This window comes from Lacinutrix algicola (assembly GCF_001418085.1).
In the GTDB taxonomy this organism is placed as follows: Bacteria; Bacteroidota; Bacteroidia; order Flavobacteriales; family Flavobacteriaceae; genus Lacinutrix; species Lacinutrix algicola.
The window spans coordinates 19,167-36,709 of record NZ_LIQH01000034.1 but is presented as its reverse complement, the minus strand read 5'-3'; the positions used below and the strand labels follow the sequence as shown (position 1 = coordinate 36,709).

7 protein-coding genes are annotated in these 17,543 nt (G+C 31.7%); 3 read left to right on the top strand and 4 right to left on the bottom strand.

The features are described 5' to 3' along the window. Positions 1 to 34 precede the first annotated feature (34 nt). On the bottom strand, positions 35 to 1,135 hold the full coding sequence (locus ASC41_RS07790) for an alginate O-acetyltransferase AlgX-related protein (RefSeq protein WP_055436079.1): 1,101 nt from the start codon (positions 1,133 to 1,135) through the stop codon (positions 35 to 37). A gap of 2 nt (positions 1,136 to 1,137) precedes the next feature. Further along, on the bottom strand, positions 1,138 to 2,553 hold the full coding sequence (locus ASC41_RS07785; protein WP_055436078.1) for an MBOAT family O-acyltransferase: 1,416 nt from the start codon (positions 2,551 to 2,553) through the stop codon (positions 1,138 to 1,140). Positions 2,554 to 2,641: 88 nt separating this feature from the next. On the opposite strand from ASC41_RS07785, the gene porZ reads away from it, so the two are divergent. From porZ to ASC41_RS07770, 3 genes are read left to right on the top strand one after another with little or no spacing between them, the layout of a single operon-like run. Then, a complete protein-coding gene (gene porZ / locus ASC41_RS07780) occupies positions 2,642 to 5,005 on the top strand; it encodes a type IX secretion system anionic LPS delivery protein PorZ (protein ID WP_055436077.1) in 2,364 nt (787 codons plus the stop codon). Next, entirely contained in the window at positions 5,005 to 5,721 is a 717-nt protein-coding gene (gene recO, locus ASC41_RS07775; protein ID WP_055436076.1) for a DNA repair protein RecO, read from the top strand. The genes porZ and recO overlap by 1 nt, the downstream gene beginning before the upstream one ends. Next, positions 5,705 to 8,134, top strand: a complete 2,430-nt coding sequence (locus ASC41_RS07770; protein ID WP_055436075.1) for a TonB-dependent receptor — start codon at positions 5,705 to 5,707, stop codon at positions 8,132 to 8,134. Before recO ends, ASC41_RS07770 begins: the two co-directional genes overlap by 17 nt. 44 nt (positions 8,135 to 8,178) lie before the next feature. Here ASC41_RS07770 and ASC41_RS07765 read toward each other — a convergent pair whose 3' ends face one another. Both ASC41_RS07765 and ASC41_RS07760 read right to left on the bottom strand, forming a co-directional pair. After that, on the bottom strand, positions 8,179 to 14,001 hold the full coding sequence (locus ASC41_RS07765; RefSeq protein WP_083477167.1) for a choice-of-anchor D domain-containing protein: 5,823 nt from the start codon (positions 13,999 to 14,001) through the stop codon (positions 8,179 to 8,181). A gap of 282 nt (positions 14,002 to 14,283) precedes the next feature. Further along, positions 14,284 to 17,508 (bottom strand): lamin tail domain-containing protein, encoded by a 3,225-nt coding sequence (locus ASC41_RS07760; RefSeq protein WP_055436073.1) that lies wholly within the window; start codon positions 17,506 to 17,508, stop codon positions 14,284 to 14,286. Between the last annotated feature and the right edge of the window lie 35 nt (positions 17,509 to 17,543).

The window sequence follows — 17,543 nt, the reverse complement described above, 5'->3', positions numbered from 1 at the left end:
TTGTTTTTTACAAAAGATAAATTAAAACCTGAAGCTAATTAATTAGTTTCAGGTTTTTTAATAATATATCAAAATGGCGTTCGCCAACTTCTAGAATAAAAACATCTGTTTGTGCTTTAATAAGATTTCTTTTTTTAATTACACCACTATTATATCTATAGTAAACAGTTTCATTAAAGCTTTCATTAAAATAATCTATCCAATAATTAGAATAAGAGTCTCTGTACATTAATAGTTTTAGCTCTTTTTTATTATTGATAAAATGGATTGAGGCATCATTGGTTTCTATATTCTCTACTAATGAAGACTCACTTTTTTCATATCGAGTCATTTTTTCTTTAGTATTAGTATTTAACATTCTTATAATATCTCCATGTATAGAGTCTTCTCTTTTTTTAAGGCGATGTAAAGGAATTGCTTCTATTTGCTTATCTGTTTTTTTTAAATGTTTAATAACATCAACATAGGCTAAATAAGCACCAGCATGATTCCAATGGGTATCTGTTTTATGGTAGAGAGTAGTCGAGTCTTTGTGCTTGGTTAATGTTTGTCTTAAATCGACCATGTTTAGACTGTCTTCTGGTTTTATTATTGATAAAAATTGAGAAAGAGGTGTTTTTCTATCTGTTAATTTATAAGGTAGTTTTTCTTTGTAAACAGTGCTCTTGTCTGGAATTACAACACAGTAGAAATCTACACCTATACTTTTTAAATAGGTTTTTAAATCTAAGATGTTTTGTTTCATTTGGTATAAGTCAATATCAGAATATTTATTCATTCCAAAAGAATTATCTAAAACTTTATTATTGAAGTTGCCTAAAAAGAACCATTGATTATGACCTTCTACAACTCTGTAAGGAATTGGATCTTCGTGTAGTGTGTTTTTTTTTAAATCGATGTAAGCGTTTATAAATGTGTTTTTAAGACCGTAGTTATCTAAATAATAAGATTTTATTTTAGAAATTGTTCTTGCAGGTGCTTTTATATTTATTTCAGGATAGTGAACAGTTTTAGAGAATTTAGATTTTTTTTCTAAGCCAGAAAGCATCAAAACATTTGGAATTAATGTAAGGACTAAAAAACCGATAATTGTAAATATTACAACGTTCTTATTTTTGATATTTTTTTGTTTCATAGCTAGAAATTGAAATAAATAAATGGGCTATAATTGCCTTTCGATATGTATATGAAACATAATATATAGATACTAAATAATCCAATAATCTTGAAATAACTTAACTTATATTGATTATTAAAAGGTTTTAAATAAGATCCTATTTTATGGTATACAGGAAAGAAAAATATAAATCCTATAAGTAGGCAAACAATAATTTCTTTCGACAAATAAAAATTTAAATAATCAAAATTAGTAGGAGTAGAGAAAGTAAATAGATTCATTATATATTTAAACGCCTCTGTAATACTAGAGCATCTAAAGAAAGGAAAAGTAACAAAAATTACAAACATGGCATAAACATGTGTAAGTGAAATGTGCACTCTCTTCAACGCTTTTATTAAACCAAAACGCTCGAATATTATAAACAGACCGTGTATTAATCCCCAAACTATAAAATTCCAATTAGCACCATGCCAGAATCCTGTTAAAAAGAAAACAAACATTAGTATAAGCATTCGATAGGATTTAGAACTGCTTTTTAAACCTAAAGGAATATAAATATAATCTCTAAACCAAGTAGATAAAGTAATATGCCATCTTTTCCAGAACTCTTGAATAGATTGTGCTGTATATGGATACTTAAAGTTTTCTGGAAAGTTAAAACCAAACATTTTTCCTAAACCGATTGCCATATCTGAATATCCAGAAAAATCATAGTAAATTTGAACTCCAAATGCAAAAACACCTATCCATCCTAACAAAGAAGACATTTCTGAAACTGGTAGACTAAAAATACCATCTACTAAAAAAGCAGTGTTGTTTGCAATTATTACTTTTTTTGCTAAACCTATAATAAAACGTTCTATACCTTCAGAAAACTGATTAATAGAAGTCTTTCTGTGGTTTAATTCTTTTTCAATTTGCGAGTATCTAACAATTGGACCGGCTATTAATTGTGGAAACAGAGTGACGTAGGTTACAAAATCTATAAAGTTTTTGTTAGCCTTTACATTTCCTTTGTAAACATCTATTGTATAAGACATTGTTTGAAAAGTGTAAAAACTAATACCTATAGGTAAAATAATACTAGAAAAGTATTGAGCATTTTTAGAAGTTACATCATATATCTCAAATAAAGATGTAAGATTCGTGTAAACAAAATTCGAGTACTTAAAATAGAAAAGAATGGATAAATTAAATACAATTGATAGTGTTAATCCTAATTTTCTTAGGCCTTTACTTATTATAATTCCACAAGAATAATCAATAATTGCAGAGATTAATATTAAAGCAACTAATTCTTGTTCTCCCCAAGTATAGAAAGAGAGACTGAAGAAAAGTAGTATGAAATTTTTAAACTTTTTAGGAGATAGATAATAAACAAATAAGCATAAGGGTAGAAAAACAAATAAAAAAATTGGACTACTAAATAGCATCGAGTATCATAAAAATTAACAAGGCCCAAAATACAATAAAATATAGTATTTTTGGTTTTTATTATTAGTACTCACAAAGTTTTTTTAAATGCGCCAAATTAAATTAGTTTTAACATTAATATTTCTAGTGCTTTCTCAATTGGTAATTGGGCAAGACTTTGTAGAGTCTTGGGTTGGGCATTTTTCTTATTTAGATATTAAAGATGTGTCGCAAGGAAGTTTTAAGGTTTTTGGTGCTGCAGAAAATGCTATTTTTATTTACGATAAGCAATCTAACGAAATACAAAAATTATCTACTATTAATGGATTATCTGGTGAGACCATTTCAAATATTCATTATGCTGAAGAAACAGGATTGTTACTTATTGGTTTTGAAAATGGATTAATTCAAATATATATAGAGTCTAGCCAAGAGGTTAAAACTGTTGTAGATATTTTAGAAAAACCAACAATACCTTCAGTTAGTAAGAGGATTAATCATTTTAATATCCATAATGGATATGCATATATTTCTACTAATTATGGTATCTCTTTATATGATATAAATAATTTAGAATTTGGAGACACTTATTTTATTGGAGCAAATGGTTCTCAAATTGTAGTAAATCAAACAACAGTTTTCGAAGGTAATATTTATGCTGCTACAGAAATGGCTATTTTTAAAGCTGATGTAGACAATGCAAACTTAATAGATTATCAACAATGGGTTTCTTTTTCAAATGGAAATTGGGTAGGCATCCAATCTTCTAATAGTAAACTTTTTGTCGCTAAAAATAATACTATATTGTATGAGATTGTTGCAGATAACATAGTGTTAATTGAAGATTATAGTGCGTTAATTCAAGATATTAGGGATTCCGAAGGTAAATTAGTAGTTACTACGTTAGACGAGGTTCATGTTTATAGTGTAGATCCATTTGTTGAAATTGCTATAGTAGTTCCAAATGATGAATTTAACACCAAATTTTCTTCTGCCGAAGTTTCTTTAGAAGATGAAATCTTTATTGGAACTAAAAATCAAGAAAGTCTTGGTAAATCAGGTTTTGGTATTCTTAAAACTGAAATTAGTAATACTGAAGCTTTTCAAGAAATACATCCAGAAAGTCCTCTTTCTAATAAGTTTTTTCAAATTGGATACCAATCTAATCAGCTTTGGGCTGTACATGGTGGGCACTCTATTACTTATAATTTAAGTGGAGGTACCGCTAAAAGTGGTATTAGTCACTTAGTAGAAAATGAATGGCAAAACATTTCTTACGATTCGCTTACTACCATTAGTACAAATCCATGGTACTTATCTTATTTATCTATTAACCCTTTTAATTCAGAAGAAGTTTATTTTAGTTCATACTATAGAGGGCTTATAGAAAGAACATCAGAAGGATTGACATTGTATAATCAAAACAACAGTACAATAGTGCCTTTTGCAGGGAGTTTCCATCTTCCACTAGCTAGTAATTACGATCCTTTTGGAGATTTATGGGTAATGAATGGTAGAGTAAATTTTGCTTTAAATAGGTTTTCAAATGGTGTTTGGAACTCCTATAGTTTACTAGATGTTATCGATCCTGCAACAAGTAATTTAGGTTTTTCCTCTATAGAATTCGATACTAATAATAATGTTTTTATTGGGAGCCATAACTATGGTTTAATAGGTTTTAAGGAGAATAACGGCAATCCTATAGTAAAAAATATTTATAGAGAAGAGGCTAATGTGCCATCTACAGGTATTACTTCTGTTGTTTTAGATAAGCAAAATCAACTTTGGTTTGGTACATATAAAGGTATTAGAGTAATTTATAATACAGATGAATTTTTTGAGGATCCGGATTATGAGCCTTCTGAGATTATTATTATAGACGATGGCACACCTAGAGAGCTATTTTTCCAGCAATATGTAACAGACATAGAAGTTGATGGCGCTAATAATAAATGGATAGCGACTTTAGATACAGGTGCTTATTATATGTCTAGTGATGGTCAAGAAACAATCTATCACTTTACAAAGGATAATTCTCCACTGCCTACTAACGATGTGTTAGATATAGAAATAGATGATATTAATGGTTTAGTTTATATAGCAACAGATCAAGGTATGGTAGCTTTTAATAGTGAAACTTCTGTCCCAGATAGTACTCTTGAAGAAGCTTATGTTTATCCAAATCCAGTTAGACCAAATTTTAATATTAATGACAAAAAAATTAAAATTAAAGGAATTACAGGAAACGTAAACATAAAAATTACAGATATTGAAGGTAATTTAGTAACCGAAGCAGAGACAAGAACAAACACAAAGTTTCGTGGTTACAACCTCGAAATAGATGGAGGTACTGCGCTTTGGAATGGAAAAAACATGTCTGGTAGAACGGTAGCAACTGGAGTATATTTGGTTATGCTTTCAGATTTAGATTCATTCGAAACAAAAGTGCTTAAACTAATGATTGTGAGATAATGCTGTTATCTACAAATGCAATTGTACTTTCAAAGATTAAGTATCGCGATAACGATTTAATAATTAAATGCTATACTCAAAAAGAAGGTATAGTAAGTTATTTATTAAGAGGTGTTTTAAAATCTAAAAAAGGATCAAAAGTTGCATATTATCAATTGCTAACACAACTAAAGTTAGAAACAGATTTTAAACCCTCAAGAGGGCTTCAGTATATAAAGGAAGTAAAAATTAATCATCTTTATTCTAGTTTACACACTAATGTTTTAAAGAGTGCAATTGTTATGTTTTTAGCCGAGGTACTTTCAAGTTCACTTCAAGAAGAAGAGCAAAATGACACTTTGTTTAATTATCTAGAAGCCGCATTACAATGGTTAGATGAACAAGGAAGTTTTTCTAATTTTCATTTATTATTCTTATTAAATCTTACAAAGCATTTAGGCTTTTATCCCGATGTTTCAAAAATAGATGCACCATATTTTAATTTAGAAGCAGGGAAGTTTCAAGATGAACAATTAAACAAGTACTCCATTTCGAACGAAAATTTAACACTCCTAAAACAGTTGTTAGGCACAACATTTGATGCTTTAGAAAAGGTGAAAATAAACGCCAAACAAAGACAATCTTTTTTAAACCTCATTTTAGTATATTTTGAATTACATTTAGGGAGTTTTAAAAAACCAAAATCACTGCAAATATTTAATGAAGTATTTAGTTGAAAATAAAAAGCATTTATTGGTATCCTTTCTTGCTTTTTGTATTAGTGCTTTCGCAATGGCACAAGACATTACTGTTGTAAATAAAGAAACACAAGAGCCAATTATAGGTGTAGCAATTTATAATAAAACAAAGTCGAAAAGTGTTGTAACAGATTTTGACGGAAAAGCTAGTTTAGATGTTTTCAAGGCTTCAGAAATTGTGTATTTTAAACATTTATCGTTTAAATTATTTTCAATTAAAAAAATATTGATTGCTAATGCAACAGTCTTGCTTAATCCTACTGCTCAAGGATTAGAGGAGATTGTAATTTCAGCATCTAAATTTAAAGAAAGTAAAAGAGATATACCTAAAAAAATATCTAGTGTTAGCGCATCGGAAATTGCTTTCGCAAACCCACAAACTAGTGCCGATCTTTTAAAGGCTACAGGTCAAGTTTATATTCAAAAAAGCCAATTAGGAGGTGGTAGTCCAATGATTAGAGGTTTTTCTACCAACAGACTGCTCATAACAGTAGATGGTGTTAGAATGAATAACGCTATTTTTAGAGGAGGAAACATACAAAATGTTATATCTATAGATCCATTTTCTATTCAGTCCACAGAAGTTTCTTTAGGAGCAGGAAATGTAATATATGGTAGTGATGCTATAGGTGGTGTTATGAGTTTTTATACTAAAACACCAAAAGTATCTTTTACAGATTCTACTTATATTAAAACGAATGCAGTATTAAGGTACGCTTCTGCAAGCGAAGAAAAAACTGCACATTTAGATGTAAACTATGGTTTTAAAAAATGGGTATTTATAACTAGTGGTAGTTATACAGATTTTGGAGATTTAAGAATGGGAAGCCATGGGCCAGAAGATTATTTAAGGCCAGAATATGTTGTTACAAGTAATAATGAAGATGTTATTGTAGAAAATAGTAACCCTAATATTCAAAAATTTTCTGGTTATAATCAATTTAATATCATGCAAAAAGCAAGGTATGAAGCTCAAGAGAATTTAACTTTCGATTTTGGTCTTTTCTATACAGAGACTTCAAACACACCACGGTACGACAGGTTAATTCGTTATAGAGGTGAAAGCTTGCGTTCTGCAGAGTGGTATTACGGACCTCAAAAATGGTTCATGACTAACTTAAATGTAACAAAATTAAGCAGTAACTCTAATCTTTACGATAAAATTAAAGCAACAGTAGCTTATCAAAATTTTCAAGAAAGTAGAGTAGATAGAGATTTTCAATCAAATACAAGAAACGTAAAGGAGGAAGCTGTAGATGCCTTTTCATTTAATCTAGATTTAGAGAAACGTTTAACAGATAGAACAGCACTTTTTTATGGTGTAGAGTATATTCATAATACTGTAAATTCTGTGGCAGTCGAAGAAAATATTGTAACCAATACTAATCAGCCAACGGTTACGCGTTATCCAGATGGTTCAACATGGCAATCTGCAGCTGTGTATGCTAGTTTAAAGTATAAGCCAAATACTAAAGTTGTATTTCAAACAGGTTTGCGTTATAACAACGTAACCTCTAATGCAGATTTTACTAAAAACAATATATTTCTTAACCTACCATTTACCGAAGCAAATAATAACTCAAGTGCTTTAACAAGTACTGCAGGTGTAAGTTGGTTTCCTAACAAAACCTTGCAATGGAAACTTAATTTTTCTTCAGCATTTAGAGCGCCAAATATAGACGATATTGGTAAAGTATTCGATTCTGAGCCAGGTTCTGTTGTTGTGCCAAATAATAATTTAAGCCCAGAATATGCCTATGGTGGAGAATTAGGTTTAACCTTAAATTTCGATAATGTTTTTATTCTAGATACCGCAACGTATTATACCTATTTAGATAATGCTTTAGTGCGTAGAGATGGAGACTTAAATGGTGAGACAGAGATTTTTTACAATGGAGAATTAAGTAATGTGCAGTCTATTCAAAATGCATCAAAATCTTGGATTTATGGTTTTGAAATTGGAGCCAAAATTAATTTTAGCGATACATTTAAACTTACTTCTCAATACAACGTTATTGGCGGAACAGAAGAAACCGATGGAGTAGAAGTGCCTGTAAGACACGTGTCTCCTAATTTTGGGAATACACATTTAGTATGGGAAAACAAGGCCTTAAAAGTAGATGCTTTTGTTAATTATAATAATACATTATCGTTTAATCAATTAGCGCCTTCAGAGCGGGAAAAAGATTATTTATATGCTTTAGATGGTGATGGAAACCCATATTCACCTTCTTGGTACACTTTAAATTTTAGAACGCAATACCAGCTTAATAAATCTACCAGTATTACAGCAAGTTTAGAGAATATTACAGACCAACGTTATAGAGCGTATTCTTCTGGAATTTCAGCTTCAGGGAGAAATTTAATAATTGCACTAAAATATAGTTTATAAAAAAAGCTCCATAATTGGAGCTTTTAATTTATCAGTAATAAAGGTTATTTCTTTAATGCTTTTTTAGTTAGTATCTTACCATTGGACAATTCAATTTTAGCAATATAAACAGAGCTACTTATATTTGATAAATTATAAATCTCTGTATTTTCGCTTCCGCGGAAATTATAAATCTCACGACCTAATACGTCTAATATTTTTACAGATTTAATTGTAGCATTTCCATTATAAGAGAATCTTATATTGTTATTTTGAAGCTCAATAATAGAGATGTTATTAGTGGTAGCTTCAAAATTATATGTGCTTAAAGTGTTGTTAGTAAATACAATCTCAAATCTATCTGAGAAATCTCCAACTTCAGAAGTAAAAGCATAATCGTTAATAGTTAAATCATGCGTTATACTAAGTAGATTGTCTTTTAAGTAAATAGTATTATTATTTAAAAATACACCTTGAAAGTGAGAAATTGAAATATTGTAAATTGTAGGAACATCTATACTAGTAAAAACTCCTAAAGGAATTACTTCATCTAGAGTTAGGCTCTCTATCGCTCTACCTTGTATTGCGTATTTTGTATTACTATTTTCACCAGTTGTATAGAAAAGAGCTGCTGTTTCAGAGGTTATTCTTCTAGTAGAATCAAAACGTCCACCATCAAAGCTATTAGTTGCTCCTTCAACATAACCAATAAGAACTTGAGTACCTATTCCATTGTCTGATGTTAATAATAACCATAGTTTATTATCTTCAAGAGGCATATTAGAAGACTTAAAAAACTGTGAATTATTACCAGACACTCTCATAGAGTTTCTAAAGGTAACTGTGCCTTGTGCAATAACATCGTTATTTTCATTTGTATTAGTAAAAGTGGTATTGATAGCACCAGAATCGTGATAGTTTACAAATATGCCTTGTCCAGAAGGTATGTATTTGTCAGGCTCATCTGCCTCTGTTATTACACCATCGTTATTATTATCACCACCTGCAATTCCACCAGTATAATTAATTTGAGCATAATCTGAGGTTTCAAAATTAAGATTCGAATTTCCATTAGTAGTTCCAGAAGGCGTAGTAGCATGCGACCAAAGGTAAACTGTGCCATCTAAAGTGCCACTTGTATTAGCAGCCGTGTAGCCATTTTCATCCATAAAAGCATCAAAAGATATTGCCGAAGGATAAGGATTGCCAATAAAATTATTATTAAAATCATCTGTTTCATCAGTATTTCTATAAACAGGAACAGTAATAACTCCATTATTAAAAGGGCCTTCAAAAATATGATCGAACTGTGAATTTGGAAAAGCATTATACGCTGTTGGAGATAAAGTTGCTGCATAACCAACTCCTGGTTGTAAGGCGCTTGAGGCAGTTGCATATTGCCAATCATTTCCATTATCATCTACATCGTCTTGACCAGATAAAGTAGCGTTATTATTATTTTCTTCCTTAGTAGAATCCCTATAATTAGCAGCATTATACCAGAACCTTCTATCTGGATTTGTTAATGATAATACATCTTGAATTTGTTCTCCAACAACAGGAGAACTCCAATACGTGTACTCATACCAAGCATTAAGTGTGGCTGTTTTTTTAGTTACTTTAGAATTATCATTAATACTATTAGTAAAGGTCGCAGCATCATTGTTTTGTACAAAAGAGCCATTAGTTTCAACTAATATTTGCCCATTATTTGTTACATTATTTTCAATCTCAATAGTTCTATTGTTATTAACTGTAAGTGTTGCTCCTGTATTTACTATTAAACTACAAGCAATAAATCCTGCATTTTGAAAACTAGTATCTGTATTATAGTCGTCATTTAATATGGCTTGAGTATTAATATCTGGTGCTCCATTACTCCAAGATCCACTAGACCATGTGGTTGTTGCGCTGTTAGTAACACGATCTGCATTACTTACATCTGTACAAGTGCCAGCTTCAGTAACTTCACAATAAAATTGGTAGTTGTATAAGCTAGTTATAGAATTAGCATCTCCTTCAATTAATAGGTTATCTCCATTTTCCCCTAAAATTGTATATCCTACAGGTAATACACTTGTAATTGATGTCCATGTATTATTCACGGCATCATTAAAATACCATTGGTAAGTTAAATCTCCTGTGGTATCTGTATCACCTTCTGTTGCTGTAATTGAGAGATCTATAATAGAACAGTCGCTTGCATCTAAAATGGATGATATTGATGGAGAAGAAGCTAATATTTCTGGTCCTATTCCAAGATGTGAACAATACTCTAAAGAATCTGTAGTCCAATCTGAGGCAGTAAACGACGATGATGGACCTGTTGAAGTTGGGTCTCTTAATATTGAATATCCTTTTTCATTAGGCGTATGTACAACATCTAGTACATTACCTCCTTTTGTTAACACTATTTTATCTGCTTCATTTATTCCTTGAGCTTCTTCTATATAATCAAAAATTATTGTAGAACAAGGATTTCCATCATCTCCTAATTTTAAAACATAAAGACTGTAAGCTGCAATTGAACCTGTTAGATCAACTGTTCTACTAGGAATAGTATCTGTATAATCACCAAATCGTTCTAACTCATAGTTATCTGCAGCTAAATCTATAGTAGCTCCTGTTGGGTTATATAGTTCCATGTACCACGCATTATTATTATTTGAATCATAAACTTCGGAAATGATTATATCAGAAAATGAACCTGCAGAAGTAACGCATGATCCTGCTCCTTCTATAACTGTAAATATCCCTGTTTGAAGATTACAAGCTGCTTCTGTAAGTGTAATTGTATTTGTTTCTGTGCCTGATGGTACATGTACAATTAACGTTGTTGCATTTACGAAATCTACTATGGCACTTACACCATCAAAACTAGCTGTTGTGCTAGTAGTAAACCCAGTACCTGTTACCGTAATTTCTGTTTCTACTGGACCACTTGTGGGTAGCATGGAAGTGAAAGTGTGTGTTGGTGTGCAAGAATCTATCACTTCTATGGTGTAGTCTTCTACTGAGCCCCAAGAAAATGTGCCGCATGGAGATGCAGTTGCAGAAGCTCCTTCTTCCTGAACAATTCTCATTCTGTAACTTCCAATTGGTTGTGAAACTGGTACGTTTATTGTAAAGTTTTCAGTAATATTTCCTCCATTAACAGCAACTGGCAGAACTCCTATTTCTTCATTTAAATCATTAAAATCTCCATCGTTATTCCAATCTATCCAAACACCACCAGAACCATCATATTGTGTGCCATTATTACAATCACCAAACTCTACAATTAAAGTATAAGTGTCACCTACATTTAAATCTGCACTTTGATTTGTGAAATCATTTACAAAACCGCCTGTAGAACCAGTACAGTCATTTTCTGTATTATTGGTTATGTTGTTGTTCTCTCCATTTAACACAACATTTTCTATTTCTGAGTCACTATTGGATGTAGGTCCTGCATCACAATAAATCATATTAGGCGTACAATTAACATTCACTCCAGAACTCCAGCTATTACCATTTCTTGTAAAAACGGTATAATAATATAGTGTTCCATTTGTTAAGCCTGTAACACTAGTATTTAATCCTGTGCCTTTATATACTACATAACCAGAGTCGTAAGGTGTGCCAGACCCATAAACTGTATTGGCAGTATAGGTGCTATCATTTCCAGAAGGAGCAGTTGTTAATATACTTGTAGAGGCTACAACTATATAGTTATCCTCACATCCAGCAGCATCTGTCCAAGATAAGTCTACACTACCACTTTGACAGTTTGAGGTTGTTAAAGCTGTTACATTATTAGGTGCTAATCCTGTAATAGTATGTGTACTACTTGCATATGCTGTTCCTGTAACTGTTCCAGTTGTAAACGTTAAATCATTAGTTGTAATAGCGTCTACAGTAATGGTGTCGTTTGTTCCTCCACAAGGTAAATTTGCTGTTATAAAAATATAGCCAGTACTACCATTTGCTATCGTTTGAGAAAAGCCAGAAAAGGTTTGTGTGCCCGTTATTATAGTTGTAGTTATGTTGTCTAAAAATGTATCTGTACCTATTGTAAATGTTGCATCTGCAGAATAGTATGCAGCAAAGTTTGAGAAATCTGTATTTGCAGCTGTACCAGAAATAACAAAATTAAAACCAGTTAGTTCTGCATCAAAGTTACTTACTGCTAAATTAAAAGCGTATATAACAGTGTTGTTAACACCAGAATCTGCCATTATATTTGTTGCAGGAACTGCAGGGTTTTCTGAGTCTAAAATTATATTTGGAATATCAGTACCGTTTCCTTCAACATTAAATGTATAAGTAGATTCATTTGCATCATCATTAACAATAGTTATTGTAGCTGTTTGTGTGCCATTTGTAGAGGGATCAAATGTTACTGTAAAAGTCTCGCTTGAGTTAGCTGTAATAACAGTGGGAGCTCCACTAATAATAAAATCGCCTAAATTTGATGTAATGGTTGAAATGTTTAGTGCTAAATCGCCTGTGTTTTGTATTGTAAAAACATTAGCATTTGTGCTTCCTGTTATTAGTACGTTACCAAAGTCTGTATCGTCTACTGTGTTTATTGCTGTATTTCCTGTTGGAATATCTGTTGCGTTTCCTTGTATGTTAATTTCTGGTTGTGGTGTATTACAATTAATAACACCAGGTGTTCCATTTCCTGTTACTAAATTATCCCAGTTACCTGTTGGTTTATTATCATTTGGGCAATCAATAAATTCATAATTATTATCGTCATTAAATTTATCCGAGCTTGAACCTGCTTCATCTCTTACGGTTGTTCCTTCCTTTAGTATTGCATAAGCTCCATTATTCATACTAAAAGATGCTACTATGTCTGGTGATATTGCACCAGTATGAGAACTTCTAGCAGCAATTACATATGCACTATTAGGAGCTAATGTGCCTGATAACACAACTGTTTCTTCTAAGCCTCCTTCGTAATATTCTAAAGTCCATCCTGTTAAATCTACACTTGCTGAACCAAAATTTCCTATTTCAATATATTCATCATTAAAATTCGCTCCATATCCTTTACCTGCAAATTCAGTTATTACAATTTGAGGAACTACAGGCACGGCTGCAACATCTCCACTTACATCTACTGTTGGTGTGGTAGAAATGCCTGAAGTAGCGTTAGTCATAGTAATAGTTCCTGAATAAGGAGCTACAGACAAACCAGCTATTAATCTTACATAAATAGTATTAGTGCTATTTGCATTTAAAGCGGTTATATTAACAGTATTGCTATAAGGGCCAGCTGCAGATGAAGCAATTTCAAAGTTAGATGGTGCATTTATATCTATTCCTGCTGTTAATAAAGTACCAGTTATATCAAAACTTTGTTCAGTAGATGGACCACTACCAACTACATAATCTAATTCTGTAAGTGTTGTTGGGTTTGTTGAGATGTTTGGGCCTGCTAGAGAAATGGTGTCTCCTGTTAAAGTAATAGTATTTATTCTTAAACCTTTAGTACCATTAGTACGTTTCCATCTAATTTTGTTGCTTGTACCACTTAAAGTGCCAATATTAAATGTGTAATCCATATAACTATTAGGAAGTGAGCTATAAGTTGTGCTAGCACCTGACCACGTTGTACCACCATCAGTTGATATTTCAATAGTACACTCAGGGTTTGTTCCGCTACCAAAAGATCTTAAATTTGAAACTAACGATAAGTTATCGTAAGCGCCAAAAATTTCACTTGTTACATAATCTGCATTATTATCCAAAAGCCAATAACCTACAGATTGGGTGATACTATTAAATGTCCAAGTTGCTGGCGTTAAGGAAGAGCAATCATTATCGAATACTTGCGCATAACCAGTCAAGATTGAACATAAAAAGGTTATTAAACTTAGGGCGTAGTTTTTAGTCATATGGAAATTTTTTGTTAAAAAACAGGATTGTAAATATACATTTAAGTACTTAAATAACTAGTACTTAAAGTTATGTGATTGTTAATTTTTATTAGGTAAATGATAAGTAAAAACTGATGAACATATAAAGCACATTTTTTCGAGATAAAGCACAAAAAATAACTTTGTTATGTAGATAAAAGGCGATGTTTTTAATAAAGAAGAAATTCTATCACAAACCTATTTAAAGAAGCACAGCCAAATTAATAAAATTTGACTGTGTAAATATTATATAATAATTTATTATTTCTTAACAGCTTTCTTTGTAATTATCTTACCGTTTGATAATTCAATTTTAGCAATATAAACCGAACTACTTATATTTGATAAATTATAAACCTCAGTGTTTTCGCTTCCACGGAAATTATAAATTGTGCGACCTAATACATCTAATATTTCAATGCTTTTAATTGTTAAGTTATTAGAGTTTATAGAGAACTTTACATTGTTATTTTGAAGTTCAACAATAGAGAAGTTTTCAGGACTAGATTCTAGATTAACCGTAGAAAGTGTATTGTTTGTAAAAACAATTTTAAAACGATCATTAAACTCTCCTGGAGTAGATGTAAAAGTATAAGTACTGTTAGATAGGTCGTGTACAGTATTCATTAATGAATCCTCTAAATAGATAGTATTGTTATTAAAGAAGTCGCCTTCCAATTGAGGAATAGAAATAGAATATATAGTCGGAACATCTATACTTGTACTTATTCCAATCGGGATTTCTTCGTCTAAATTTAAATTGCTACTAGCTTTACCTTGAATTGATATTTTTTTAGTATCTCCAGGAATTATAGAATATAAAACAGCGTATAAGCCAACAGGTGTTCTTTTATAAGAATCGTAAAAAGCACCATCAAAAGCAGCGGTAGCTCCATCTAGGTAGCCAATAGAAATTTGATTTCTTACACCATTGTCCGATGTTAAGTCAAGCCATATTACGTCTCTAGTATTTGTGTTTTGATTGTTAGATGTTTTAAAGAATTGTTCGTTATTACCAGTTACACGCATGCTATTATTAAAAACAACGTTGCCTGAAGTCGTTGGGTAAGTGTCTGAAAAATTAGCAAAAAATCCTTGTCCAGAAGGTATAAACCTGTTAGGTATAGCACCATCTCCACCTGCTACTTCTGCTGTTCCATTAATTTCAGCATAATCTGAAGTATCAAAATTTAGGATAGAATTTCCATTAGTAGTTCCAGAAGGAGGTGTATTTTGTGACCATAAATAAATAGGACCTTCTAAAATACCTGTAGATGTTATATTCTCTGCAAAAAACAGATCTGCATCTACTGCAGAAGGATACGGATTGCCAATAAAGTTGTTATTAAAATCGTTTAATTCTGTATCGTTTCTAACTACAGGAACGTTAATAGTTCCAGTATTGAAAGGGCCTTCAAAAGTATGAGCGTATTGGCTACCAGGACCAAAGATAAAGCTGGTAGGAGATAGTGTTGCTGCATAACCTATACCAGGCAATAAAACATTAGTACCCGCAGCCATTTGCCAAACGTCTCCATTATCATCTACATCGTCTTGTCCAGGAGCAGTTCCATTGTTGTTTCCTGTTTCCATTGTAGAGTCTTGAAAATTATTTGCATCATACCAAAAACGTCTATTAGCATCTGTTTGAAAAAAGACATCTTGCACTATTGCGCCTTCCACAGGTGAAGACCAATAGGTGTATTCGTACCAGTTATTAATTGGTGCCGTTTCTTTTGTAACACTAATTTCTCCTAATGTAGGATCTATAATTACCGTTTTTCCATTAGGATTGTTTTGTACAACAGAACCATCTTTTTGAACAATAATTTTTCCATTATCGTATACAATAATGTTAGTTTCTATATCTATAAAAGAAAGATCTTCAACAGTTAAAATGGCGTTAGTATTAACCGTTAGTGAGCATGCTGTTATACTTCCATCAGTAAAAGAGTTGTAAGATGCATTTATGATAGCAGCAGTAGATGTGTTAGGAGCGCCGTTACTCCAACCTGAGGTTCCCCAAGTTGTAGTTGAGGTACATAGACATTCATTATTATGCCATCCAAGCATTGAAGTATTATTAGCTGCTGTTGATATCCAATCTGCAGCATTATAAGTGGTTGTTGGTGCTTGTATATTTGGATTTCTAACTAAATCTACATTTTGTGCGAAATTATTAAGTACGTTTAGCTCTCCAATGACGTCTATGTTTATTGCATTAGAATTTTGGAGCGCAATAACATCGTTTCCATCAAAACTCATAATAGCATGATTAAGGCAATAATCTGCTGTACTACATAAAGTAGATCCATTTCTGGCAATTAAAAAAGTAGAATAAGGAGCTATTGTACCTTGTCCAGCAGGTATAGTTCTTATATCTGGATGCCAATTTACTCTACCATTTCTAAATCTAGCAATTTGGTAATTAGATAAGTTTATAGCGGTATTTGTTGGGTTGTAAAGTTCTATATATCGTTCGTTTGGAGAACCTACAGCAGATTCGTGATATTCAGAAATTAATAATTCACCACAATTAGTAGCAGGTGTATGTGCTATTACTGTTCCAGATGCAGCCACATTAACAGTTGTTGCTCCTGTACTACTAACAGCTAAGTTTCCGCTGTAAGAATTAACAGCTAGACCAAACGCTAATTTAGTGTATATTGTTGTAGAATTTACTGTTCCTCCTGTTTGAGGTAATGTAATAGTATTACCGTAAGGTCCAATTAAAGCTGTAGAAATAATAAATTCTGCTGGTGTAGAAATTGTAATATCATTAGTTAGTGCATTACCCTGTACAGAAAAGGTTTCAGCAACCAAAGACACATTATTTTCAATAGTACTTAATGCCGCAATAGTATTTGTACTCGGATTAATTGTAACAGTTGGAGATGTTGGAGCAATTCCTTCAACTAAAACATTATCTATTCGCATGAGTTCACCATCTGCATTATTTACAATGGTTACTCTCAACTCTAAAGTAGTACCGTTTAATAAAACATTATGCGATACTACGGTATCTAAATAATCATTTTGAATAAAACCATTATTTCCTGCTTGTGTCCATGCACCACCATCTATACTATATTCTGTAGTAAAAGTATCTGCATTTTCAAGGTTATTTCCTATGGTACCTGATGGAGGACTGCTTTCTGTCGCATCTAATGAAAATTGGATATCTGAAAAAGCACTTATGTTAATTGTAGGAGAGTACCATATTGCAGGACCATCTAAATCACGGGCTTCAAGATAACGTGGAGCATTTCTAACTTGAAATCTATCTGTGTTGCTATCAAAAGAAGTTCCAGAGACATCAATAGTCCAATTAACTCCAGTTAAGTCTGTTTCTGTTAATCCTGTAGTATTGTTATAATAAGCTCCTTTATTAAGTTGGCCAGAAAAGTCTTCACTATAAATAGTTGTTTGGCTAAATCCAAAAGCACAAGAAAATAGTAGAATTAAAAGAATGGTAGTTTTTTTCATAATAGAGGGAACTTATGTTTATATATTAATAGCGT

Coding starts and splice junctions, on each gene's coding strand:
- ASC41_RS07790 (WP_055436079.1), bottom strand. CDS start 1,135: ATGAAACAAAAAAATATCAAAAATAAGAACGTTGTAATATTTACAATT.
- ASC41_RS07785 (WP_055436078.1), bottom strand. CDS start 2,553: ATGCTATTTAGTAGTCCAATTTTTTTATTTGTTTTTCTACCCTTATGC.
- porZ (WP_055436077.1), top strand. CDS start 2,642: ATGCGCCAAATTAAATTAGTTTTAACATTAATATTTCTAGTGCTTTCT.
- recO (WP_055436076.1), top strand. CDS start 5,005: ATGCTGTTATCTACAAATGCAATTGTACTTTCAAAGATTAAGTATCGC.
- ASC41_RS07770 (WP_055436075.1), top strand. CDS start 5,705: ATGAAGTATTTAGTTGAAAATAAAAAGCATTTATTGGTATCCTTTCTT.
- ASC41_RS07765 (WP_083477167.1), bottom strand. CDS start 14,001: ATGACTAAAAACTACGCCCTAAGTTTAATAACCTTTTTATGTTCAATC.
- ASC41_RS07760 (WP_055436073.1), bottom strand. CDS start 17,508: ATGAAAAAAACTACCATTCTTTTAATTCTACTATTTTCTTGTGCTTTT.